This window comes from Amphritea sp. HPY (genome assembly GCF_050870985.1).
Lineage (GTDB): Bacteria > Pseudomonadota > Gammaproteobacteria > Pseudomonadales > Balneatricaceae > Amphritea.
Genome location: NZ_CP194015.1, coordinates 3,039,481 through 3,063,435, shown reverse-complemented (window position 1 = coordinate 3,063,435; position 23,955 = coordinate 3,039,481). Strand labels below are relative to the sequence as shown.

The 23,955-nt window shown below is 50.9% G+C and carries 20 protein-coding genes; 14 read left to right on the top strand and 6 right to left on the bottom strand.

Going from position 1 to position 23,955, the window contains the following annotated elements; all coding sequences use genetic code 11:
- The first annotated feature begins 60 nt into the window (after positions 1 to 60).
- The 14 genes from codB (at position 61) to ACQUQM_RS13520 (ending at position 16,645) form a co-directional block, all read left to right on the top strand.
- Entirely contained in the window at positions 61 to 1,359 is a 1,299-nt protein-coding gene (codB, locus tag ACQUQM_RS13585) for a cytosine permease (RefSeq protein ID WP_432470436.1), read from the top strand.
- Positions 1,360 to 1,684: 325 nt separating this feature from the next.
- Positions 1,685 to 2,692: a BMP family protein gene (locus ACQUQM_RS13580; protein ID WP_432470435.1), complete on the top strand. Its 1,008-nt coding sequence runs from the start codon at positions 1,685 to 1,687 to the stop codon at positions 2,690 to 2,692.
- A gap of 12 nt (positions 2,693 to 2,704) precedes the next feature.
- Entirely contained in the window at positions 2,705 to 4,249 is a 1,545-nt protein-coding gene (locus tag ACQUQM_RS13575) for an ABC transporter ATP-binding protein (RefSeq protein ID WP_432470434.1), read from the top strand.
- Positions 4,240 to 5,289, top strand: coding sequence for an ABC transporter permease (locus tag ACQUQM_RS13570; RefSeq protein WP_432470433.1), 1,050 nt, complete (start codon positions 4,240 to 4,242; stop codon positions 5,287 to 5,289). The genes ACQUQM_RS13575 and ACQUQM_RS13570 overlap by 10 nt, the downstream gene beginning before the upstream one ends.
- A 3-nt stretch (positions 5,290 to 5,292) precedes the next feature.
- On the top strand, positions 5,293 to 6,237 hold the full coding sequence (locus tag ACQUQM_RS13565) for an ABC transporter permease (RefSeq protein ID WP_432470432.1): 945 nt from the start codon (positions 5,293 to 5,295) through the stop codon (positions 6,235 to 6,237).
- A 519-nt stretch (positions 6,238 to 6,756) separates the two neighbouring features.
- On the top strand, positions 6,757 to 7,194 hold the full coding sequence (locus ACQUQM_RS13560; RefSeq protein WP_432470431.1) for a DUF3775 domain-containing protein: 438 nt from the start codon (positions 6,757 to 6,759) through the stop codon (positions 7,192 to 7,194).
- A 586-nt stretch (positions 7,195 to 7,780) separates the two neighbouring features.
- Positions 7,781 to 8,212 carry a hemerythrin domain-containing protein gene (locus ACQUQM_RS13555; RefSeq protein ID WP_432470430.1) on the top strand — a complete coding sequence of 144 codons (432 nt, stop codon included), beginning with the start codon at positions 7,781 to 7,783 and terminating at the stop codon, positions 8,210 to 8,212.
- A 12-nt stretch (positions 8,213 to 8,224) separates the two neighbouring features.
- Positions 8,225 to 8,503 carry a DUF2249 domain-containing protein gene (locus tag ACQUQM_RS13550; RefSeq protein WP_432470429.1) on the top strand — a complete coding sequence of 93 codons (279 nt, stop codon included), beginning with the start codon at positions 8,225 to 8,227 and terminating at the stop codon, positions 8,501 to 8,503.
- On the top strand, positions 8,500 to 9,813 hold the full coding sequence (locus tag ACQUQM_RS13545; RefSeq protein ID WP_432470428.1) for a hypothetical protein: 1,314 nt from the start codon (positions 8,500 to 8,502) through the stop codon (positions 9,811 to 9,813). The genes ACQUQM_RS13550 and ACQUQM_RS13545 overlap by 4 nt, the downstream gene beginning before the upstream one ends.
- 230 nt (positions 9,814 to 10,043) lie before the next feature.
- Positions 10,044 to 10,892 carry an ethylbenzene dehydrogenase-related protein gene (locus ACQUQM_RS13540; protein WP_432470427.1) on the top strand — a complete coding sequence of 283 codons (849 nt, stop codon included), beginning with the start codon at positions 10,044 to 10,046 and terminating at the stop codon, positions 10,890 to 10,892.
- 10 nt (positions 10,893 to 10,902) lie between these two features.
- Complete coding sequence (locus ACQUQM_RS13535) at positions 10,903 to 13,116, top strand: putative bifunctional diguanylate cyclase/phosphodiesterase (RefSeq protein WP_432470426.1); 2,214 nt, start codon at positions 10,903 to 10,905, stop codon at positions 13,114 to 13,116.
- 239 nt (positions 13,117 to 13,355) lie between these two features.
- Positions 13,356 to 13,694, top strand: coding sequence for a hypothetical protein (locus ACQUQM_RS13530; protein ID WP_432470425.1), 339 nt, complete (start codon positions 13,356 to 13,358; stop codon positions 13,692 to 13,694).
- A gap of 191 nt (positions 13,695 to 13,885) precedes the next feature.
- Positions 13,886 to 15,586 carry an amidohydrolase gene (locus ACQUQM_RS13525; RefSeq protein WP_432470424.1) on the top strand — a complete coding sequence of 567 codons (1,701 nt, stop codon included), beginning with the start codon at positions 13,886 to 13,888 and terminating at the stop codon, positions 15,584 to 15,586.
- A gap of 195 nt (positions 15,587 to 15,781) precedes the next feature.
- Complete coding sequence (locus ACQUQM_RS13520; protein ID WP_432470423.1) at positions 15,782 to 16,645, top strand: SDR family NAD(P)-dependent oxidoreductase; 864 nt, start codon at positions 15,782 to 15,784, stop codon at positions 16,643 to 16,645.
- A 173-nt stretch (positions 16,646 to 16,818) separates the two neighbouring features.
- Here the strand turns inward: ACQUQM_RS13520 and ACQUQM_RS13515 are convergent, their stop codons facing one another.
- The 6 genes from ACQUQM_RS13515 to ACQUQM_RS13490 all read right to left on the bottom strand — a co-directional run bounded on the left by ACQUQM_RS13515 (position 16,819) and on the right by ACQUQM_RS13490 (position 23,939).
- Positions 16,819 to 18,495, bottom strand: a complete 1,677-nt coding sequence (locus tag ACQUQM_RS13515) for an amidohydrolase (RefSeq protein ID WP_432470422.1) — start codon at positions 18,493 to 18,495, stop codon at positions 16,819 to 16,821.
- Positions 18,496 to 18,850: 355 nt separating this feature from the next.
- On the bottom strand, positions 18,851 to 19,618 hold the full coding sequence (locus tag ACQUQM_RS13510) for an SDR family oxidoreductase (protein WP_432470421.1): 768 nt from the start codon (positions 19,616 to 19,618) through the stop codon (positions 18,851 to 18,853).
- Between the two features lie 130 nt (positions 19,619 to 19,748).
- The gene (locus ACQUQM_RS13505; protein ID WP_432470420.1) at positions 19,749 to 21,101 is read right to left on the bottom strand and encodes a spinster family MFS transporter; all 1,353 of its coding nucleotides are present in this window, start codon (positions 21,099 to 21,101) and stop codon (positions 19,749 to 19,751) included.
- Positions 21,101 to 22,135 (bottom strand): 4-hydroxy-2-oxovalerate aldolase, encoded by a 1,035-nt coding sequence (gene dmpG / locus ACQUQM_RS13500; protein ID WP_432470419.1) that lies wholly within the window; start codon positions 22,133 to 22,135, stop codon positions 21,101 to 21,103. The genes ACQUQM_RS13505 and dmpG overlap by 1 nt, the downstream gene beginning before the upstream one ends.
- A gap of 10 nt (positions 22,136 to 22,145) precedes the next feature.
- Positions 22,146 to 23,075 (bottom strand): acetaldehyde dehydrogenase (acetylating), encoded by a 930-nt coding sequence (locus ACQUQM_RS13495; protein WP_432470418.1) that lies wholly within the window; start codon positions 23,073 to 23,075, stop codon positions 22,146 to 22,148.
- 72 nt (positions 23,076 to 23,147) lie between these two features.
- Positions 23,148 to 23,939 carry a fumarylacetoacetate hydrolase family protein gene (locus tag ACQUQM_RS13490; RefSeq protein WP_432470417.1) on the bottom strand — a complete coding sequence of 264 codons (792 nt, stop codon included), beginning with the start codon at positions 23,937 to 23,939 and terminating at the stop codon, positions 23,148 to 23,150.
- Between the last annotated feature and the right edge of the window lie 16 nt (positions 23,940 to 23,955).

Sequence of the window (23,955 nt, the reverse complement as noted above, 5' to 3'; positions counted from 1 at the left end):
AATTCCCTTGATAGTTAAATTTCTTCGAACTACGAATAAAAACAAGATAGGAGAAACAACATGTCTGATCGGCAAAATGAAGAAAACTATGCCGCGGAGCATGAGGATTATGCGTTATCCCCTGTGCCGGAAAGTGCACGACGTGGTCTGTTCTCAATGTCAGCAGTTATGCTTGGCTTTACCTTTTTTGCTGCCAGTATGTGGACTGGCGGAACCCTGGGACAGGGCTTCAAGCTCTGGCCTGACCTGTTTATAGTGATTCTGGGTGGTAACCTGATTCTCGGAGTGTATGGCGCCTTGCTGGGTTATGCTGCTGCGAAAACCAATCTTTCGACGCATGTTCTCGCGAGATATGCCTTTGGCCGAATCGGCTCAAAGCTCCCCTCTACCATGTTGGCTGTTACCCAGATCGGCTGGTTTGGCGTGGGGGTGGCGATGTTTGCCTACCCGATTAATAAGTTTATGGATATTCCCAATCTGCCATTGATCATCGGTGGCGGTATTCTGATGACCTATACAGTAGTGATCGGTTTTAAGGCGATTGAATGGTTAAGTGTTATTGCTGTGCCAGCGATTCTTCTTCTCGGTTGTATGTCGGTTTCAACCGCTATTTCTGATACAGAAGGTGGTCTGGAAGCGCTGCTGGCATTCTCGCCAACCGAAAACCTGACTTTTGCAGTTGGTATCGCTTTAGCCGTCGGTTCTTTTATCAGTGGTGCAACATTAACGCCTGACTTTGTACGTTATGCCAAGAACCGGAAAGTCGGGGTATGGGCAACAATTATCGGATTTACCTTCGGTAATAGTCTGATGTTTATCTTTGGCGCTGTGGGAGCCGCAGCAACTGGGCTGTCTGATATTGCCGAAGTACTGGCCCAACAGGGACTGCTGGGTGCCGGTATTGCACTGCTGGTATTGAATATCTGGACTACAAACGACAATGCTCTGTATGCGTCCGGGCTGGGGCTGGCGAATATTACCGGCTTGAAGCGGGTACATCTGGTTGTTGTTGCCGGTGCTGTAGGCACAATTCTGTCGGACTTCCTGTATAACAACTTTGTCAGCTGGCTGGTCTTTCTGAGTGTATCGTTACCGCCGATTGGTGGTGTGATCATTGCCGATTTCTATCTGCGTTGTAAAACCAATTACGCTCAGCCAGAGGATCATCAGTTTAAAGATATTAACTGGGCGGCGATGATTGCCTGGGTAGCTGCTATCGCGGTTTCATTTGCCTCTCCTGATAGTGGCATATTCAGTGTTGCGCCTCTTAATGCAATCTTTACAGCGATAATTTCTTACATAGTGCTTTATAAGGTTATCTACTCAGATAATACTGCGGGAAAATCTTCTGTAGCTTGATTTTGAAAGACTGTTTAATCCGTTAATAAATAGAAGCTTTGCCTGAGACCGTCGTCATTATTGATGACGTCGGTTTTCTGCACCCTTAAGAACTGGCCAAGTAGCTGTTCTAGTGTTTTGTTGTGTTCTTAAGTTATTGATATCTAGGTTTTTGTTGATTTTTCAGTCTTGTGTAACAAAGCTGCTGCTACAGCATGTATCTATTTTGATTGGGTGTCTGATTAGCATCAGATGGTGTTGTTAGTTTAATTTCTAATGAAAGGAGAATGTTGGTTTTTTAAATAAATCTTAATAATTATTTTGATAAAAATAATAAGGTAAAAATATGAAAAAGATTATAAGAAGTGTCTTTATAAAGACAGTGGTCGCTATATCCGCATTAGTGTCGGTCATAGCTGTTTCATCCGTTTCTGCCGAAACGATTAAAGTTGCAGGGATATATACGCAGCCGATTCAACAAAAGTGGGACGCCCGCCTTCATACCGCCCTGGTAAAAGCCCAGAATAGTGGTGAGATCGAGTATGTCTTTTCTGAGAAAGTTTCAAATGCTGACTACGCTCGTGTTATGCGGCAATACGCGGAAGGTGGCGCCGATCTGATCGTTGGCGAGGCGTTTGGTATTGGTCGTGAAGCCCGCAAAGTGGCTAAAACGTACCCTCAGGTTGCTTTTCTTATGGGCGACCCCTTCAAAGCTGATTTAGAAAACTATTCTGTTTTTGATAACTACATTCATGAGCCCTGCTACCTCATGGGGATGATTGCCGGCTCGATAACCAAGACCAATAAAATAGGTATGGTTGGCGGCTATCCGATTGGCGAGGTTAATCGTTTGTTCAATGCCTTTATGGCAGGTGCTAAGTCGGTGAACCCTCAGGCGGAGTTTAAAGTTAACTTTATCGGCTCCTGGTACGATCCACCGAAAGCTAAAGAAGCAAGCTTTGCTCAGATTGAATCGGGTGTAGATATTCTATTCGCAGAACGGGCCGGGGTTGTCGATGCTGCTCGTGAAAAAGGCATTCTGGCGTTCGGTAACGTTAACGATATGAACGTTGAGGAGAAGGGTGAAGGTGTAGTCGTTACCTCTGCATTGTGGAGCATGGATAACGCGATTGCTCATGCAGTACAAAGGGTTAAACAGAAAACCTATAAAGGTGAAGATTATCGTGAGTGGACCATGATGGCCAAAGGTGGCTCCATGCTGGCGCCCTATCACGATATGGCTTCTGTCGTTCCGGCTGATGTGAAAGCTCAGGTGGATGTTAAATCGGCTGCGATTCTTGCGGGTGATTTTTCCGTTGAGATTAACGACAAAAAACCAGAATCTTCATTCTGATCGAGGTTTGCTATGAACTCAGCTTTGCATATTAAGGGTGTCACCAAGCGCTTTGGTTCGTTTGTCGCGAATGACAATATCTCTTTTGAATTACAAAAAGGGGAGGTCTTAGCGCTGCTAGGCGAAAATGGCGCGGGTAAAACGACACTGATGAATATCATCTTTGGTCACTATGTTGCGGAAGAAGGTTCTGTTGATGTGTTGGGGAAAACACTGCAACCAGGAGATCCTAAAGCTGCAATCGAAGCTGGTGTGGGTATGGTCCATCAGCATTTTACTCTGGCCGAGAATCTGACAGTTCTTGAAAACATAATGTTGGGTAGCGAAGGCTTATGGTCATTTTCGACTGATAAAGCCGCTGCCCGCAAGAAAATTTTGAAGATGTCAGAGGACTTTGGCCTTGAGGTAAACCCCGATGCAAAGGTGAGTTCCCTTTCTGTAGGTGAGAAACAACGGGTTGAAATTCTTAAGGCTTTATACGGCGATGCGAAAGTTCTGATTCTTGATGAACCTACTGCTGTGTTAACGCCGCAGGAGTCTGAAAGCCTTTTTGATACTTTAAGGTTGTTGGTTGGTAAAGGGCTATCAATCATATTTATTTCCCACAAATTGCACGAAATTCTGGCAATCAGTAATCGGGTTCTGGTGCTCCGTCATGGGGTATTGGTGGATGAAATGAAAACTTCCGATGCGGATAAAAACCGTCTCAGTGAATCTATGGTCGGTAAGAGTATCGCTGAGCCAATGGCCGAAGAGTTGCCTCCCGGCGAGGAGATCTTCAGCCTGACCAATGTCTCTGTTAAGAGTGCCGAAGCCAGTAACCGTTTAGAGCAGGTAAACCTGAATGCACGGCGTTCTGAAATTTTAGGTGTCACCGGTGTATCGGGTAATGGCCAGAGTGCACTGGCTAATCTTCTGTGCGGAATGATCAGGCCTGACGCCGGCGAAGTACATTTCAGTGCTGATCGTATCTCGTACTTTTCGTCAGCAAGCTTTGTTGAAAATCAGATTGCCCGGGTGCCTGAAGACCGTAACAAAGAAGGTGTAATCGGGGAGATGAGCTTATGGGAAAACGCCATCAGCGAAATCTACCGCAAAATAAGCCGGTTTGGCTTTATCGATTTTAATAAAGCGAAACAGTTTACCAGCGGGCTGATAGAAAACTATGACATCCGTTGTGATGGCATAGAGCAGGAAGCCCGGCTGTTGTCCGGCGGCAATATGCAGAAGCTGATACTGGGCCGGGTACTGTCTCAGAATCCGGATCTGATCATCGCCAATCAACCTATCCGGGGGTTGGATGTCGGTGCAATTGCTAACGTTCATGAGCGATTACTTGAAGCCCGGCGCTCAGGTGCTTCAGTCATTCTGATTACTGAAGATCTGGATGAACTGCTGAGTATTTCTGATCGGGTGGCGGTGATGTGTCACGGTGAACTGAGTCCGATTTACTCCGCAAAAGAGATCACCAAAGCTCAGCTGGGTAGTCTGATGAGTGGCGGTTCTATTGAAAATAACAATAAGGAATATATTCGGGAGGACGCGGTATGCGCTTAGAAGTTCGTGAAAACGTACCTATATGGGCACAAGGACTGGCTCCTGTACTGGCAATTTTTATATCGTTAGTCATATGCAGTTTGTTGATTCTATGGGCGGGAAAGCCGGTATTAGAATCATACGGCTTGTTAATCGATGGCGCTCTGGGAACATCTTTTGCGTTATCTGAAACTCTGACTCGTGCAACCCCTCTGATCTTTACCGGCCTGGCAGCAGCTATCGCCTTCAAGGCAAAGCTCTGGAATATCGGCGGTGAAGGGCAGTTGTACATGGGCGCGGTGCTTGCGACTGTATTAGGCTCCGGCTTGATAACGCTGCATCCGGTACTGATGATCCCCTTTCTTATGGTTACCGGAGCGGTAGCGGCGGGGCTATTACTGCTCATTCCAACCCTGCTTAAAAATTATCTGCGGGTTGACGAAGTAGTGGTGACGCTGCTGCTCAATTTTATCGTGCTGCTCTTTGTTAACTACCTCTTAGAAGGTCCTATGCAGGACCCTATGTCGATGGGCTGGCCCCAGGGCAGCCCGATTATCGATGAAGGTGTGTTAATGCCGATCATGGATAAAGCCCGTTTGCATCTGGGTTTTATCCTGGCGCTGATTGCCGCGGTAGGTTGCTGGATCTTTATGAAGTTCTCTCTATGGGGCTATGAAATCCGGTCGGTTGGCCTTAATTCCGAAGCGGCCAGATTTTCCGGAATTAACATTAACCGAACTCTGGTTCTGACCGCACTGATCAGTGGTGGCATGGCGGGTATTGCGGGAGTCAGTGAGGTGGCCGGCCTTAAGGGATATCTGACATTGGATATGTCACCGGGCTTTGGCTATGCGGGTATCGCAGTAGCCATGCTGGCGATGCTTCATCCTTTAGGCGTTATCGCGTCAGCCATTTTCTTTGCCGGTATCTATGTTGGTGCTGACTCTATGAGTCAGGGGATGGGTATTCCGTCTTATATCGCCGATGTCATGGTTGCAGTATCAATCCTCATGATCCTGTTGAGTATGCTGCTTGTTCGCTACCGGGTTATCAGGGGGTAAGTTATGGATTTTATTTCAATATTTTTAGAGGTTGGCTTTTGGGCCGCGACCATACGTATAGCAACATCACTAATCTTCGGTACGTTGGGTGAACTGGTTTGTGAGCGGGCTGGCGTCCTTAACCTGGGTATCGAAGGCATAATGACTCTGGGTGCTATGGCCGGCTGGATGTGGGTATATATGGGCGGCGACCTGTGGAGTGCGGTTTTCTTTGTCGCTTTCCTCGGGGCGATGGCCGGTTTACTGCATAGTGGCTTTACCGTATATCTAGGGCTTTCCCAGCATGTAACCGGTATTGCAATTACTATGTTTGCATCCTCTATCAGCTATTTTGCTTTCAGAATGATGCTGCCGGATGTGACCACTCCGCCGAAGATCGATGCCTTCACTAACTATGCCATTCCGTTGCTTGCTGATATTCCGGTTATAGGTCAGATCTTGTTTGTTCAGTCACCGTTGACTTACCTCTCACTGCTCATGGTCGCAGTGGTAATGTACGTGATGTATAAGACCCCGTTTGGCCTGGCAATGAGGATGGTTGGTGAGAACCCAATGGCTGCAGAGGCGCAGGGTATCAATGTTCATCTGGTGAGAACCATTTCCGTTATGATGGGCAGCAGCCTGATGGCGATTGGTGGTGCATTCCTGACCATATCTGCCTTCGATGCGTTCTTTTTCGGCATGATCAATGGTCGCGGCTGGATCTGTATTGCGCTGGTTATTTTTGCCTCATGGGAGCCAAAAAAGGCCTTGCTGGGTGCGCTGTTGTTTGCCGGCATTGATGCCTATCAGGTTCGCCTGCAGCAGGTGCACGGCATTGATATTCCATACCAGTTCTTCCTGATGGCACCTTATATCCTGAGCATTATCGCTTTGACTCTGCTGGCCCGGAAGGCGGTTTATCCAAAGGCGCTGTTAGTACCGTTCCGCAGGGGGGAGCGTCATTAAGGTTTAACAGCCGTTCGGCCGGTGTGCTGTCTGGTCAGAAATTGATGTGAATCTGCAGGTGCTATAACTGATGATGCCAGCTGCAGATTGACTCAATACCTGAAAGGCTCTGTCTATGGTTGTGATAGGCAGGGCCTTTCCTTATCGTCTTGAATCGATCAGCTTGTTGTCGACATACGCAGCCGCATGCAAGTAGTCCTGACCTTTTCCGTCTGTATCTGTCGTCCCCTTTATACCGCCATCTATTCATAAGCCCAGTCTCTGACTGGGCTTTTTGGTTTGTGCTTTTTGCTGGGTGGCAGTAATGTGCCATAGCTAAAGCTCTCGATCGTCAGCTTTTTACTGTGGATTCAATGGGGCGTCGCACCGGTGCTCAAAACGGAAAGTATTTGAATTATCACCTGCTCTGTACTAACACACTAATAGAAGCTTTTTTATTGCTACTGGATAATACGGTATTGGCCAACGGGTGGAGTGGTTTTGACATTCCAACGGCCAGTCTGAATAGGGAGTAATGTCATGCTGAACCTCAATCCTGAAACCGTTTGCGCATTTATTGAGAAAGCCCGGGAGTTCCATGCCAAGGAAGAGGTTGTCATTCCGGACGAAGCCGACAGTCCTGCTGAAGACTGGGCTCGCCAGATACTTGCCGCTCATAGTGGTGATATGACCTATATGGATGCCAAAAGTATTGTCGATGATCTGGAACTCGATCAGCAGGCCGCACTTATCGCGTTGCTGTGGTTAGGTCGCGGTGATTACGAGTTTAGCGAATGGGAGCAGAGCCTGGCGGATGCAGAAGAAACCCACAGCGAAGATATAGCCGGATACCTGCTTTCAAAACCGTTGCTGCCAGTTTACCTTGAAGAAGCATTAAGTCTTCACGGTTACAGCTGTCAGCAGGAGAGGGAATATACGACCCTGGGGATGCCTTCTGATCGGGTAGGAGGTAAATAGGGAATTACAATAACGTGATTTACAGATTCATTGTTCTGGGGGTTAGGAGTGGGAAAAATCTCCCGGCTGCCCATATACAGCGGGGCAGGGGGTATTCAGAGCGTTAAAATATGACGATAGTTGGCGACGTTGACCTGGAAAGAAGTGGTTCGCCGCAGGTGATCGCGCATACCCTTCATGTACCAGTCATCCCCACTTTTCATTTTTCTCTTACCGCGATCTATATAGAAGCCCGGCTCTTGCAGCTGGGCTTCGTCGTTTTGGGCGTAGTGCGATGTTGTCAGGAGGGTGATAGCCAAATGTAGTGAGACGGTGCTGTAAGCGGTCAGGATTAAGCTGCATATGCAATTTTCTATGGTTGAGGTGTGTTTGTTGACGATGAAAAGTGCCCATCAATCCAGGGGGGATGAGTTTTATTACACTTGAGGGCTGCCCAAGGCACGTAGTATTTGTCCTGAAGATAAGGGCTGAGCTAATTTTCGGCGGAATAACCGGGGGCGCTTAGGATGCCAGCCTGAACTGACATTTATCAAGGTGCTACAAAACGCTTAATTGCTACAGTTCGTTAACTTTATGGAGTTAGCCAATGACAACAATAATTGAATATATGACCGGGCAGCATCGCTGCTGTGATGATGATTTTGCCGCTGCAGAAGCAGCGGTTTCAGAAAAAAATTGGGGAGAAGCGGAAAACCAATGGGGTCTGTTCTGCAACAACCTTGAGGTTCATCTCAATAATGAGGAAGAAACCCTTTTTCCCCGGTTTGAACAAGTGACAGGTTCTACCGGTGGGCCAACTGCCATCATGCGGTTGGAACACGTGCAGATGAGGGAGATGGTTGCGTCAATGACTGAGGCTCTGCAGGCTAAAGATTGTGAAGAATACCTGGGCCTGTCTGAAACCCTGATGATCCTGATGCAGCAACACAACATGAAAGAGGAGCAGATGCTCTATCCTATGACGCAACAGGCGTTGCCGGATAGCGCTGCTGTCATTAACAGTATGAATGATCTGTAAGTAACCAAGCTTATGCCGCAGCTGATACATCTGGATGTTAGTGAGCTAGAACCGCCAGAACCGATGACGATTATTCTGAATGAAGTGCGTCAGTTGCAACCCCTTACTGCAATAAGGGTTTGTCACCGCAAGCGCCCCTTTCCTCTATATAGTTTCCTGCAGGAGATGGGTTATACATATCATTGTGTGGAATTAGGTCGTAGCGACCTGGTTATCTATATCTGGCCGGAAGGTGATCAGTTGCTGGAAGAATTCTGTCATCAAGCCGCAAGCCAGGAACAGCCATCATGAATATCGCAGGGCTGTCACTGGATAATGTACCTGAGTTCAGAGTCCCTATGGGGTTCTTTCTCACAGCTCCATGGTTCGGCATGCTGGCGGCCTTACTCTTGATGTTTTACCCAGAGATCATCGGTTCACGCTGGCATCCGGCAATGCTGGCCACGGTACATCTGCTGACGCTGGGCTTCGGTGCCATGATTATGGTTGGTGCAATGATACAGGTGCTTCCTGTCATCAGTAGCCAGCCAGTGCCTGCGGCAGCGGCTTTAGCTCCCTGGATAAGAGGAGGGCTGACTGCAGGATCTCTGTTTCTTGCTCTGGGTTTCCTATATATGCAGGATACTCTCTTCTACATAGCACTGACTATGCTGGGCGGAGCTTTCCTGATATTCCTGGGCGCCGTTGGGGTTGCGCTGGTGCGAGTCAGAAAAGGCGGTGATTCGGTATTCTGTTTACGCCTGGCTGCCTTGTGCCTGTTGATAACAGTGGTATTTGGGGTCCTTCAGCTCTCTACTTACCTGGAACTAAGATGGATCGGCTACTCCTTTGAGCGTACCGATCACCACGCATTACTGGGTTTGCTAGGCTGGGGGATGCTGTTGATCATGGGGGTCAGCTTTCAGGTTATCCCCATGTTTCACGTTGCTCCGGCATTCCCTCGCTGGTTTTGCCGGGGGAGCTCTGCTCTCCTGGTGGCGGCGCTGGCGGCTGGTGTGTTTGTTAAAGGCCCGATCTCAATTGCCGGGTTACTGTTACTACCACTGATTATCAGCTTCTACGGGGCATATTCTCTCTACCTGCTGTACCGGCGTAAACGCAAGCTGACAGATTATACGGTTCGTTTCTGGCAGCTGGCTTTTGTAAATCTGATTTTGATGTGTGCGCTGTATCTCTTAAACCAGCTGGGTATCGATATACTGATCGGGCAGGATCAGCTTCAGCTGCTTTTGGGTTTTGGTTTTGGTCTGGGGTTTATCGTGTCGGTAATGTTGGGAATGTTGCAGAAAATAGTACCGTTCCTGATGTTCCTGCATCTGCAGAGAGCCTGCATAAAGGATCCCGGCGCTTTTATGAAACTACCTAATATGAGGCAGTTGCTGCCCGTTTCGGACTCAAAATGGCAGTTCCGGTTGCATAGCGCTGCACTGGTAGCTCTCTATATTTCTTTCTTCAGTGCCGGGCTGCAACACCCACTGCTATTTGTTTCCGCTGTACTGTTTTTGATCAGCTTCGCATGGCTGTTAAAAACATTGTGGCAGGCCAATCGTCGTTACATTGAAAGCATGCCGCCAGTACCTTCACAGCAGGTTCCTGGCTAATATTAGTCTCCAGCTCAGGCTCTGTAATGCCGGGTGGCAGCTATGTGTCATATGTTAAAGCTCCCGATGATCCGTGTGGGGATAATTTCAATAAAGCTTGCCAGTCAGTGAAGATGAGATGTATTACCCAATCTGGGTAGCGCCCTTGATAAACCGGTTAGATACGATCAGACAGAATGTTACATTAATTTTAAAGATCACTAAATAATGTCGTATTACGGGTAAGTTTAATGCTAAAGCTGAAAGTCTTAGGGGCTGTGTCTGTCCTTTTTGTGTCCTCTACCAGTGCTGCTGCTAATCAGGTTATCCAGGTTTATCCTCTGTCCAGCGCGCCATCAGTCGATGGTCAGGGGCTGGATTGGGAAGCTATACCTGCCCAGGAGATTCCGCTGCGAGCAATAAAGACACCATCGCAGGTGGAACTTCAAAGTGTTGACATCAAGGCTGGCTACCATGGGGAGAATGTTTACTTCTACCTTCAATGGCCTGATAGCGAAGCCAGCCTTCTGCACAAACCTTACGTCTGGAATAACGAAAGCCAACGCTACCTGAAGGGGACTCAACGTGAGGATCGCCTTGCTCTGCAGTTTGAAATGGAAGGGGAGTTGAGTGCAGATTGGCGTGACGCCCGGAATTTTAAAGCTGATATGTGGCATTGGAAAGCCTCGCGTTCAAACCCGTTAGGATTGGTTCATGATAAATATACTGAGCACAGCCCAACGAAGGTTCTAAGCTCGAGTGTTATTGAGGGGGCGTCAGGGCATACCCAGTATGTCATGCGGAAAAGCGATGCCGGCACTAAGATCTACACGACCAAACGCTACCGTAAACAGGTCGATTCAGTCATGCCAAAGTATATTCTGAATGCAGAAGTAACGGGCTCGATAACGGATATCAAGGCTAAGGGCGATTGGCGAGAGGGGCGCTGGCACCTTGAATTGGAACGGAAATTGGATACCGGGAACGGCGATGATGTTGCTTTTGTGCCTGGTACCGCGGTAAGAGGTGCCGTTGCTGTCTTCGATGCTTCAGAGAACGACGATCACGCAATATCCCAGACTCTGATCTTCCAGTTCTGAGGAATAAGTCATGAGCCGTGTAAAACTGAATCGTTTATGGCGCCTGGAAAGTCTCGCTTACACTTTTATAAGCATTCAGTTTATTACCCTGGTTCTTGGGGTTGTGTTTGTTTTTTTTCTGCTGAACAGCGCCGAGGATAAAATTCACGAGTCCCATGAGCATGCTGTCAGTACCCTGTCCAATACTCAACAGATGCTTGATACCCGTTTCCCACTGGTACTGGCGTATAATGACCTGTCCTCTGAGGCCCAGGACTTCATCCATTATCTGGAACTCCGATCTATCAGCCTGGATCTGTTATCTGAAAATGTCGAGGGTTTCATCCAGCGACTGCAAGCCAGCCTCGATCAGGTAAAGATCCTGGCCGGAGACAGTCTTGATGATGAGTTTGTGGGTGCGGTTGAAGTATTGATCGATATTGCCTATGAAGCTGAAGTCTCACAGAACAGTAACGAACTGCTGCAACTCTACCGTGATGCCCTTGACCCTTTGACACAAGTTCTTAGCGCTATTAAAACCAGACGGACTGAAATTACTCGAAGCAATACCGAGCTCAGTCGCCAACTGGTCAGTGAGGCTGAAGAGGCGCAGCGAGAACTGACTACGGTTGAGAGCGGTTATCAACATCCGCGCCTGCAGATCAGTATCCTGATCGGGCTGCTGTTAATTATCCCGGTATTGCTCTTCTTGCTGTTTATCTACCAGGTTTATCGACGTCTATCTCTGCTAAAAAACTACGCTCAGGAAACGGCCCTGGAGAACTTCAGGTTACCTCCGTTTATAGTGAATGATAAAACCGGACAGCTGGCCGCAAGTCTCGGCTTTCTGGGGCGCCGGATGCGACGTCTGTTGCATCAATCCCGGGAACAAACTCAGCAAGCAGAGGAGCAGGCCAACCGGGACCACCTGACCGGACTGCCCAACCGGCGTAACTTCAAAGATAAGCTGGAGCAGTTGCTACACCGGCTGAGTAGCGAGTCAGATTCTTATGCTCTCTTCCTCCTGGACCTGGATCACTTTAAAGATGTTAACGACAGCCTGGGCCATGATATGGGTGACGAGCTGCTAACAAAGATGATCATGCGATTTCAGCAGGACCTGCGGCCCGACGATTATCTTGCCCGCCTCGGCGGGGATGAATTTGCCGTCATCCTCCGTTGTAAACCTGCTTATATTGACCAGGTGGCAGAACATATTCTGGAGAAGGTGAGTCAGCCTGTCATGCTGCAGCACAATCAGTTGCATGTCTCAGTGAGTATCGGTATCACGCTGATCAGCCCCGGTACTTCTTATAAAGAGTTGCTTAAGCAAGCTGATCTGGCACTGTATAGCGCTAAAAGCTCGGGGCGTAATAAATTCCAGCGCTTCGAAATACAGTTAGAAACCGCAGTCGCCGAAAAGCAGCAGATGGTCAATGATCTCCATAAGGGCCTGCCGGAACAGCAGTTCGAGCTTTATTATCAACCCCAATTTGACCTTAAGACCCGCAAAGTTGTCGGTTGTGAGGCGCTGCTGCGCTGGCGTCATCCTGAAAGAGGGTTTGTATCACCTGCAGAATTTATTCCTATTGCAGAGCAGTCAGGCTTGATTCTCCCGATGGGAGAATGGGTGCTCAATGAAGCCGCTGCCAGGGCTGCCAGGTTACAAACGATGGGAATTCATGTGCCCATTGCGATAAATGTTTCCGCTGTTCAGTTGCGCAGCATCGATTTTGTTACGGCCTATCAGCAAGCTCTGCAACAGCATGGTTTATCGTCTGAATCGATCGAGATTGAAATTACCGAAAGCCTGTTACTGGAACAAAAAGCCGTAGCCCTGGCCAGCCTGGCACAGCTCAGGGAGATGGGGGCACGCATCGCCATTGATGATTTCGGTACCGGTTATTCCTCCCTTAGCTATCTTAAAAATATGCCGATCGATATTCTTAAAATCGATCGCAGTTTTATTATCGAGGCAGTCTCAAATCCGACCGATGCCGCTATCCTGAAAGCGATTACCACACTGAGCCAGGCTCTGGAACTGGAGGTCGTTGCAGAAGGCATTGAGACAGAGTCTCAGATGCAGTTACTGGCGGAGATGAATTGCGATACGGTACAAGGCTTTCTGCTTGCCAGACCGATGCCTTACACCGAGCTGGAGCCATTACTGCTATCGCAGCAGCGGAGCGATGTTGAAACAACCAGCCTGGTAAGTGTCTGTGATGATACCGGTACGATAGTTTAAGCTTCTACCTGCATCTGTCCATAAGCCACTGTCACCTTGTCCGTTCCGAAGCCTGGCTCATGCGCCGGGCTTCGTCGTTATGGGCGCAACGCAGAAAGCAAATTTGTTCAGAGATTGTCAGGAACTACCTACTAATCCTTTCAGACGATTCCGTAACGGTAGCTAGCCGGTATTTTATTGTTTATGGCTGACAAAGAGCTAAACCGAATAATCAAAAACGTATAACAGAGGTGGTGAAGATGTTCCGACAACAGAACGCACCCCGTTTGATTGAAGAGAACCATCAGTTTGCTGGCACCGGTGGTGTCAGTGCCGGGAATTCTCAGGCCCGCTTTGCTCCAGCCTTTCAGGATGAAGGAAGCGGGAAAGTAGAAATCTCACGCTTCCAGGATGGTCGTCCGGCACCTTGTCATATGCTGGATGGTTTACCTGAAGAGTGGATCGTCGAGCGTGACCTAAAGGGCCGGGCAGTGAAGATCAAAAGTACGGTGATCTCAGGGTTCGTGCGTCTGGGTCGGTTCTTTACCCGCCAGGAAGCGGCAGATTATATGCAGAATATGCCTGTTGAAGCGGCATAAAGCTTTTTTGAAAACCTCTTTTCCTGCGACTTTTTAGTCGCTAACGGCTTTGCGTTCTTTAAGCTGTGCAACAATAAATGAATCTTTGCGATTGAGTGTTATATGGCTGTAGCGGGTATTAACGGGCTTTAACTGCTATCCACTACTATCAACTACAGAGCCACTCAATACATACACATGGAGTAAGTCTGATGGTGCGGTTTCTTTCGTCAAAACCTTTAATAGCAGGCGTTCTGTCACTGCTGATCGGTTCCTATGGCCAGGCTGCAGCGGACGAATCAGCAGATACCATCTATAGAAACGGCGCAATTGTTACGCTCAACGCCACCAATGATATAGCCCAGGCTGTTGCGGTGAAAGATGGCAATATCGTAGCGGTTGGCAGTGATCAGGAGATAGATTCCCTGAAAGGCGACCGGACCCGGGTGGTAGAGCTGCAGGGTAAGACGCTGATTCCCGGCTTCTATGATGCTCACAGCCATATAGTTGCGACCGGTATTATCGGCCTGTTTCAGGTTAATCTGAACAGCCCGCCAATCGGTCAGATAAAAACCATCGATGACATAGTTGCCTTATTGCAAAGCAAGGCCCTCGAGACGCCTGAGGGCGAATGGATACAAGGTTTTGGCTACGACGACACTCTGCTGGCCGAGGGCCGCCATCCAACCCGTTACGATCTGGACCGGGCTTCTACTAAACACCCGATCGAGATTAGGCATGTATCCGGACACCTGACCGTGGCCAATACCCTGGCGTTAGAGCTGGCTGGAATCAGTGCGGATACTCCGCAGCCTGAAGGCGGCGTCATCAGAAAGGATGACGTGGGTAAACCGACCGGTATTCTGGATGAAGCGCCAGCGACCGATATCGTCACCGGTGTTATTCCGCCGATGGCCCCGCAGAAATACTTCACCGCAATCAACTACGCGGCTAACCTGTATGCGGCTAAGGGGGTGACAACCGCCAATGATGGGGCTGCCTCTATGGGGCTTGTATCGCTACTTAAGGCGGCATCAGAGCAACCTGGGCTGCTGCCGATTCGAGTCAATGCATGGCCTACGGCGGATGCCGCCGAGGCGGCATATGCGCTGGAACTGAAAGGTGACAAACTGAGCCTTGGCGGTACCAAAGAGTTTGCCGATGGTTCTATCCAGGCCTATACCGGCTATCTGAGTCAGCCTTACCATACAGCTTTTCATGGTGATGAGGATTACAAAGGTTTTTCCCGTCATGATCGCGAAGTACTGGCAGCAAAGATACTTAAAATTCATCGCTCGGGTAAGCAGGTGATGATCCATACCAACGGTGATGCAGCTATCGACGATGCCCTATATGGCTTCAGTAAGGCGCAACAGGCATTTCCCCGTGATGATGCCCGGCATGTGCTTATCCACACCCAGATGGCCCGCGAGGATCAGCTGGACAGGATGTCAGAGTTGGGGATAATCCCCTCGTTTTTCGAGCTGCACACTTATTACTGGGGCGATCGTCATAGCGATATCTTTATGGGGCCGGAGCGCGCCGCGCGGATGAGTCCGACCCGTTCTGCTGTACAGAGGGGCATTCGCTTTACTTTGCATGCCGATACGCCGGTGGTGCCGATGGATCCGATGCTGATGATCTGGTCGGCGGTGAGCCGCACATCGACCAGTGGCCGGGTTATCGGCGCAGAGCAGACTATTACGCCGCTGCAGGCGCTGCGCGCTACGACGATCGACGCGGCGTATCAGAATTTTGAAGAGAAGGTGAAGGGCTCAGTTGAGGTCGGTAAGCTGGCCGATTTTGCCATTCTGTCATCTAACCCCTTAACGGTTAAGCCGGGTACTATCAAAGATATCCAGGTGCTTGAAACCATCGTCGGGGATAAGCGGGTTTATCCCCTGAACAAATAGCCCGGTTAAGGTAGAAATAAAGCCGGATAAGCTACCGGGCAACTACTTTTTGTGTGGCTCATCAATCGATGACTCAAAATGGCTGATGTTTGGTACATCAGCCCTTCTTATTGGTGCATTAGTCTACAGTCGCTGGACGTCTGCTCTGTGACAGGAATGATGATCCATACCTTAAGCTATGAAAGAGAGTTAATTATGAGCTTAACAAACGATCGGGTAGTCGTTGTGACAGGTGCCAGCCGTGGGGTTGGCAAGGGTATTGCCCTGGCTCTGGGGGCAACAGGCGCAACCGTTTATGTAACGGGGCGTACCAGGGAAGAGGGAGCTGCTCCACTGCCTGGTAGTGTCTACGCCACGGCGGATGAAATCACGCGTTTGGGTGGCAAGGGTATCGCTGTGGTCTGTGATCACGCCGATGATGATCAGGTGAAAGCGTTATTTGAGCAGGTTGAGCGGGAGCAGGGGCGTTTGGATATCCTGGTGAACAATGCGCTGGCTGTGCCCGATGGTTTAACCCAGGCCGGCCCATTTTGGGAAAAGCCACTTGCGTTTCAGGACATACTCGATGTGGGTATGCGCTCGTCTTATGTGTCCAGCTACTATGCAGCGCCTTTGCTGCTCAGGAACGGCGAGGGCCTGATCGTGAATACCTCCTCCTTTGGTGGTCGTTGCTATATGCATGGGCCCGCCTATGGCGCTGGCAAAGCGGCGGTTGATAAGATGGCACATGATATGGCGTATGATTTTAAGCCATACAATGTTGCGGTGGTTTCGATCTGGATGGGATTAATTAAAACTGAGCGCAGTATGGCCGTGCTCGAGGCGCAACCTGAACTGTATGCCGAAGCTATTAATAACGCTGAGTCACCTCAGTTTACAGGCATTGTGATCGATGCCCTGGCAAAAGATAACAACCTGATGGCGCGGAGCGGACAGGTATGGGTGGGCGCCGAGTTGGCTAAAGAATATGGCGTGACAGATATAGATGGACGTTACCCCCCTTCCCATCGTTTTATCTTTGGCGATCCTACCATCTTTAGTGATGCAGTTGTTGAGTAGCTAGCCTGAGGGCGCTGCTCGCATAAGTCCGCCCCGTCTGCTGCGCAGAGGGGCATCAGGTTTACCCTGCATGCCGATACGCCGGTGGTGCCGATGCTGATGGTCTGGTCGGCAGTGAGCCTCACATCCATCAGTGGCCGGGTTTCTCAGCCATACTGTTTTACAATCATCAACTACTCGGTCTGGTAGACAGTCTTGCCACCGACGATTGTCTGTAACACCCTTATATCTTTAATATCGTCTGTCACTACTTCCAGTGGGTCAGCAGACAAGATAACAAAGTCCGCCAGCTTACCCACCTCAATTGATCCTTTCATCTCCTCTTCAAAATTCTGATAGGCAGCCTCGATCGTAGTAGCCCGCAGCGCTTCTATAGGTGTTATCCGCTGATCCTCACCGATAATCTCGCCGCTGGTGGAAAGTCGATTGACGGCGGCCCAGACCGACAATAACGGATTCATTGGTACAACCGGGGTGTCGTTGTGAATCGTAAAGCGAAGGCTTCGATCTGCCGCCGACCTGGCGGGGCTCATGCGGGAAGCACGCTCCGGCCCCATGAATATATCCCGGTGTCGATCACCCCAATAGAAAGTATGAAGCATGAAAAAAGAGGGGATCGCATTCAGTTCCACCATCTTATCCAGTTGGTCCTCTCGGGCCATCTGTGAGTGGATAACGACGAAACGGGGGTCTTCCCTCGGACACAGAACCTGTGCCTCCGCCCAGGCATGGAGAATGTCATCAATGGCCGCATCACCGTTACCGTGAACTAAGCTCTGGTAACCCTTGCAATGTGCCTCGGTGAGCCTTTCAACCAGAATCTCTCGTGTGTGGCGGGGAAAACCACGGAAATTGAATTCCCCCGGGGGCTGGACATGATACGGTTCGCTCAGATAACCGGAGTAGCCCTGGATGGAACCATCGGCAAACTCTTTGACCCCGCCTACAGTAATCATATTGGTTTCGAGTACGAAGTCGTTCGCCGCATCAGCCTCTTCTAACGTAGGCCATACGATCACTCTGATCGGGAGTACGCCCTGGGCCAGAGCGAACTTAAGCAGGGGGATAAATCCGGCAGGCGCTGCGCCGCTGTTTGCGGTGGTGACACCGTTAGCCGCGTAGTTTCCGGATGCATGGGCGATACCCGCCAATAAATCTGAAAACGTCGGAGGAGGAATCAAACTGAAAACCAGATCGGTCGCTGGAGCCTCTATCAAGACACCGGTAGGTTCGCCATCAGCGTCCCTGCTAATCACCCCGCCGGGAGGATCGGCCGTAGCCGCGGTGATCCCGGCCAATTCCAAGGCCAAACTGTTAGCCACGGCTATGTGCCCGGAGCTATGGGTGATAAATATGGGATGTTCTGTCGAAGCCAGATCCAGGTCAGCACGCGTTGGATGAGTCTGTTCGGCAATCAAGGTGTCATCATAGCCGAAACCTTGTATCCACTCTCCAGCAGGCGTCTCGTTCGCCCTTGCCCGCAACGCTTCGATTATTTCAGTGAGAGTATTTATCGTACCAATTGGCGGACTATTCAAATCCACATAAAACCGGCTGGCGAGGCCAGTAAAAACAAAGTGACTATGTGCATCGTAAAAGCCCGGCATCAGCGTTTTACGGTGCAGGTTCACTACCTCCGTTTTATGGCCGGCAAGCGTTCGCATATCACGGTTACGCCCGACCGCTACAATTTCCCCATCCTTTACGGCTACTGCCTGAACAACATCATTCGAGTCATTCATGGTCAGGATATTACCGTTCTTATAAATGGTATCAACACCCGTGCGGGGCTCTGCAAAGAGGGTATCAGGGGTTAATAAAGTGATGAAAAGCAGCACGAAAATATACATTGTTATAGCCTCCTATCGTCGATGGATAGCACATCAGGCAGCAGGTATCGGAGATTTGAAATCGGGGATCACAACATCCGGCTTATGGATGGACAGCTGATATAAAGTAAGCGTAGGTGAAGGGGGGGAGTACGTCTAACAGCATAACCTGTAACTGGTGATTTAACAGCGTCAGAAAAGGCCTGCCTGCAATGCAATACAGGAATTGGATCAAGGTGCTATCAAAGATCCCGTGATCAGCTGCTTTCTGGTGGGTTTAGCAGTAAACACATGAAGAGGCAAAAATAACTGGGTTTATGTGTGAGAGGATAATCGGGCCTGATGAAGGCAGGCCCGACAGATCAATCAGTGCTGATCAGAAGTGATCGGCGCGCATCATCGCGTCCATGCCACCGTCGATAAAGAACACGCTGCCATGGATGAAGCTGGCCTGCTCAGACTGCAGGAAGGCAACGGTTTTAGCGATCTCATCCGGCGTACCGGCACGGCCCAGCGGCGCGACAAAGTTTTTCACCGCTTCGCCAAAGCGCGGATCGTCCATTGATGCCTGATGCAGAGGTGTTTCTACCGCGCCTGGTGCGACGACATTAAGACGAATTCCCTGCTTCCCCCAGGTGACTGCTTTACGACGGGCAAATGCGGTGACCGCATATTTAGATGCAGCGTAGGCGATGTGCGGGCCTGGCCCCTGATTAGCCAGTTCCAGTGCGTTGGCTTCATCACCGTCGAGCATCGCCGCGACCATCGGGTCAGGATTGCCCAGTTGCTGGTTGGCGGCAACCGAGCCGATAATCAGTGCGGCGGGATTGTTACCTTTACTCAGGGCTTCCTGCAGGCCGTCGACCAGCGCAGTGACACCGAAATAGTTAACCCCGATCACGATAGCGCTGGATGGCGCGGTAACGCCGACACCTGCGCAGCAGATCAGACCGTCCAGCTTGCCTTCACACAGAGTCAGAACTTGTTCTACTGCAGCCTGACGGCCTGCGGCAGTTGACAGATCAGCACTGACATCGGCATCAGCGCGATCAATACCGATAATACGATGGCCAGCCTGCTTGAGCAGGTTGCACACGGCGGCTCCGATGCCAGAGGCGGATCCGGTAACAGCTGTAACGGGCATAAGTTTTCTCCTTAAGTAACATTCAGCTGTCGCAGCAGCCATTGAATATAGATTGCGTTAAAAAGTCTCTTAGCTCCTCGTCCACAAAGACTAGATCGCATTAACAGTGCTTTGCCAGCTATTATTCTTTTTAACTGTTTCCGGGTAGCGCTTCGCCAGGGGCTGAGTTGTCCTGGCTTTCCTCTGTCTGGGCTTGTTGCAGCGCTATTCGCAGCAACAACATGACAGAGATAATTGTTGTCAGGCAACAGAATAACAGTGCATAGCGTAACGATTCCGAACCCAGTGACGCCACCAGGCTATCACTGATCAGGCCGACCGCGAACGGTCCCACACCGATCCCCAGCAGGGTGATCATTACAGTCTGGCAGGCGATTGCGATGGCGCGTCGATCGGGTGGAATCAACTGGGTTATAAAGCTGAAGCAGGGGCCGACCCACCAAACCGAGAAGAAACCATTCAGAGCACACCACAGCATGGCGCTCGGCACCGGCAGAGAGCCGATATGGAACATGATGCCGCTCGGCCAGAGCAGGTAAGCCAGTAAAGCGATGATGCCAAAAATATGGCCGATCTGCGGCAGTCGTAGCTGCCAGTTGCGATTACGGCTGATCAGGTGGTCGGCAAACCAGCCGCTGAACAGCATACCGATAGCGGCCGATCCGCCACCTATAAAGCCAGCCAGCATACCTGCCTGTTGCAGTTCAAGGCCGTGTGAGCGGACCAGGAATGTCGCATTCCACATGCCGTAGGCGTTGGCGCCCATGGTGGTAACCGCGCTGGACAGGATCAGCAGACGGAATGTTTTATTTTGCCACAGCGCTTTTAAGGTAGCGCGCAGGCCCTGGGTTTTTGGCGCAACACTGATCGGTGTATCCCAGGTGCCACGGCCGGGTTCGCGGATAAAAAATGAAAAAACCAGTGCGATCAGTATCGCCGGGGCGGCAACCATCATAAAGCCGGAGCGCCAGCCATATTGTTCGACCAGCCAGGCGCCGACACTCATGGCGATTATCGCCGCAAACGTGGGGGCGGAGCTGAAGCAACTGATGGCAAATGCGCGCCGATGATGGGGATAAAGGTCTGAAATCAGTGATACTGATGCTGCGGTTATCGGTGCTTCTGCGACTGCAACCAGCATACGTGCAGCGATCAGCATATAGAAACCGGTGGCAAAGCCGCACAGTAACGTGGTGACGCTCCACAGCAGGGCGCAACCCGCCAGCAGTTTAGTGCGAGAGACGCGGTCGGCGAGTTGTCCGGCAGAGAGACCAAAGAGGGCAAAGACTGCGGCGAAGGCCAGTCCGGATATCAGCCCCATGGCGGTGTCGCTGGCACCGAACTCAAGCTTGATCGGCTCTATCATTACCGCCATGATCTGGCGGCCGATGAAAGCGTCAGCGTAGAGCAGGGTCAGCAACAACAGCAGGCCGTGGCGCCTCCAGGAGGCGCCGGCCGCTGTCGGATTAGCCAGATTCGGCATTAGCTTGCTGCGGCCTGTTTTTCACGAGCCATAGTCATCGCGGTGTCTTCGATCATATCTTCCTGACCACCGACAGTGCCGCGTTTACCCAGCTCGACCAGGATATCCCGTGCCGAAATGCCATATTTCTTCTCCGCCCGCTGAGCAAACAGCAGGAAGGATGAATACACACCGGCATAACCCAGGGTCAGGGCATCGCGATCGAGACGGATCGGCTGATCCATCATCGGTACCACTATATCTTCGGCCACATCCATGATGCTGTAGAGGTCGACACCGTGATCGGCACCCATGCGATCCAGCACTGCAACAAACACTTCCAGTGGCGTATTACCGGCACCGGCACCCAGGCCTGCAACCGAACCGTCGATACGGTTTGCACCAGCGTCTATCGCGGCCAGTGAGTTGGCAATGCCCATGCCCAGGTTATGATGGCCGTGGAAACCGATCTCGGTTTCAGGGTTCAGCTTTTCGCGCAGCAAACCGATGCGATCAGTAACATGATCCGGCAGCATGTAGCCGGCAGAGTCAGTACAGTAGATACAGTTGGCACCGTAGGATTCCATCAGCTTTGCCTGTTCCAGCAGCTGCTCAGGGGTCACCATGTGCGCCATCATCAGGAAGCCGACGGTATCCATCTCCAGCTTACGCGCCAGGCCGATATGCTGGCCGGTAACATCCGCTTCGGTACAGTGGGTGGCAACCCTGATGGTACTTACACCGTGGTCTTTAGCCATGTGCAGGTGATCAAGGGTACCGATACCCGGCAGCAGCAGGGCTGAAATCTTCGCCTGTTTCATCTTTGGCACTACGGCGCTGAGGTATTCTTCATCGCTGTGCGCCGGGAAACCGTAGTTGAGTGATGCACCGCCTAAGCCGTCACCGTGGGTGACTTCGATCAGTGGAATACCGGCAGCATCCAGTGCGGTAGAAACATCAACCATCTCTTTCAGGCTGATCTGATGCTGACGTGCATGCATGCCATCGCGCAGAGACATATCGTGCAGAGTGATTTTTTTGCCTTGTATATTCACGTAGGGCTCCTTATGCGGTGGCTGTGTCAGCTTGCAGAGTTGATTCAAGAGTGAGTGTGCCGGCGATAACCTGCTCGGCAAACATCTCAGCGGTACGGGCGGCAGACGCAGTCATAATGTCCAGGTTGCCAGCATACTTGGGCAGATAATCGCCCAATCCCTCAACTTCAAGGAATATAGACACCTTGCGGCCATCGAATACCGGGCCGTTTTTCAGGGTGTAGCCAGGTACATAGCGTTGTACCTCGGCGATCATGTCATGTACTGACTGAGTGATAGCATCCTGATCGGGCTCGCCTTCGGTGAGACAGTGGATCGTGTCGCGCATGATCAGTGGTGGCTCAGCCGGGTTGATGACGATGATCGCCTTGCCTTTTTTCGCGCCGCCGACTTTTTCAACTGCGCCGGATGTAGTACGGGTAAATTCATCGATATTCTGGCGCGTACCTGGGCCTACAGACCGGGAAGAAACGGTGGCGACAATCTCACCGTATTCAACCGGTTGTACGCGGGATACAGCAGCGACCATCGGAATAGTTGCCTGGCCACCGCAGGTGACCATATTGACGTTCATCGGGCTGTTGTCGAGCAGGCTTTCCAGATTGACCGGCGGCACACAGAATGGACCAATTGCGGCAGGTGTCAGGTCGATCATCAACACGCCTTTTTCGTTCAGCTTGCGGGAGTTTTCCGCGTGCACATAGGCTGAAGTGGCATCAAATGCGATCTGAATCTCGTCGGCTTCGATATGCGGTACCAGACCGTCAATGCCTTCAGCGGTGGTCTTCAGACCCTCCTGACGGGCCCGTTCCAGACCTTCCGATTCCGGATCGATACCGACCATCCATACCGGCTCCAGCAGCGGGCTGCGTTTCAGTTTGTAGAGCAGGTCGGTACCGATGTTGCCGGAACCGATAAGCGCGCATTTAATTTTCTTCATGGTCTCTCTCTTTATTGAATCGGAGCGTAGCCAGTTGAGTGTTATTCGCTGAGCTTTATTATTCGTAGAAGCTTACTCGCAGAATTTGATAGAGCAGCCACCCAGGCCTTCGATCTCAAGACTGAAATGATCACCGGCTACCGCCGTGACCAGCGGAGCCAGGGCTCCGGATAAAATGATTTCACCTTTGCGGAACGGGATATCGTATTCGCCCAGGGTGTTGGCGAGCCAGGCGACAGCTTGTGCCGGGTGACCCTGTACGGCGGCGCCGACGCCGCTACCGGCAGGCGCGCCGTTATGGCTCACCTCCATCTTTACGGCCGCCAGATCCAGCGTGTTGGGATCGGTATGCTGCTCGCCGATCACAAACACGCCGCAGGAGGCGTTGTCGGCTACGGTATCGACGATACTGATCTGCCAGTCCTGAATACGTGAGTCGACAATCTCAAAGCAGGGTGCTACCCAGTCGGTTGCCGCCAATACATCTGCAGCGGTGACACCCGGGCCTTGCAGATCCTGCTTCAGGCAGAAAGCGATCTCGCCTTCGGCGCGGGGCTGGATAAGCCCGGCTTTACTCAGGCTGACTTCAGCGCCGTCGGTGTAGTGCATTGAGTCGGTCAGAAAGCCGAAGTCCGGTTGGTGCACATTGAGCATTTGCTGTACCGGCTTGCTGGTCACACCGATCTTTTTTCCGATCACCCGTTCGCCATCTTTTTCCCGCAGGCGCAGGCTGTGCAGGGAGATCTGATAAGCGTCATCGATGTTCAGCTCGGGATGACGATCGATCAGCGGTGTCAGGGACTGACGTTGGCGCAGTGCGTGATAAAGCTCTTCGCCCAGTTGTTCTATCAGAGCAGTGTTCATCTGTTATTCTCCCGCT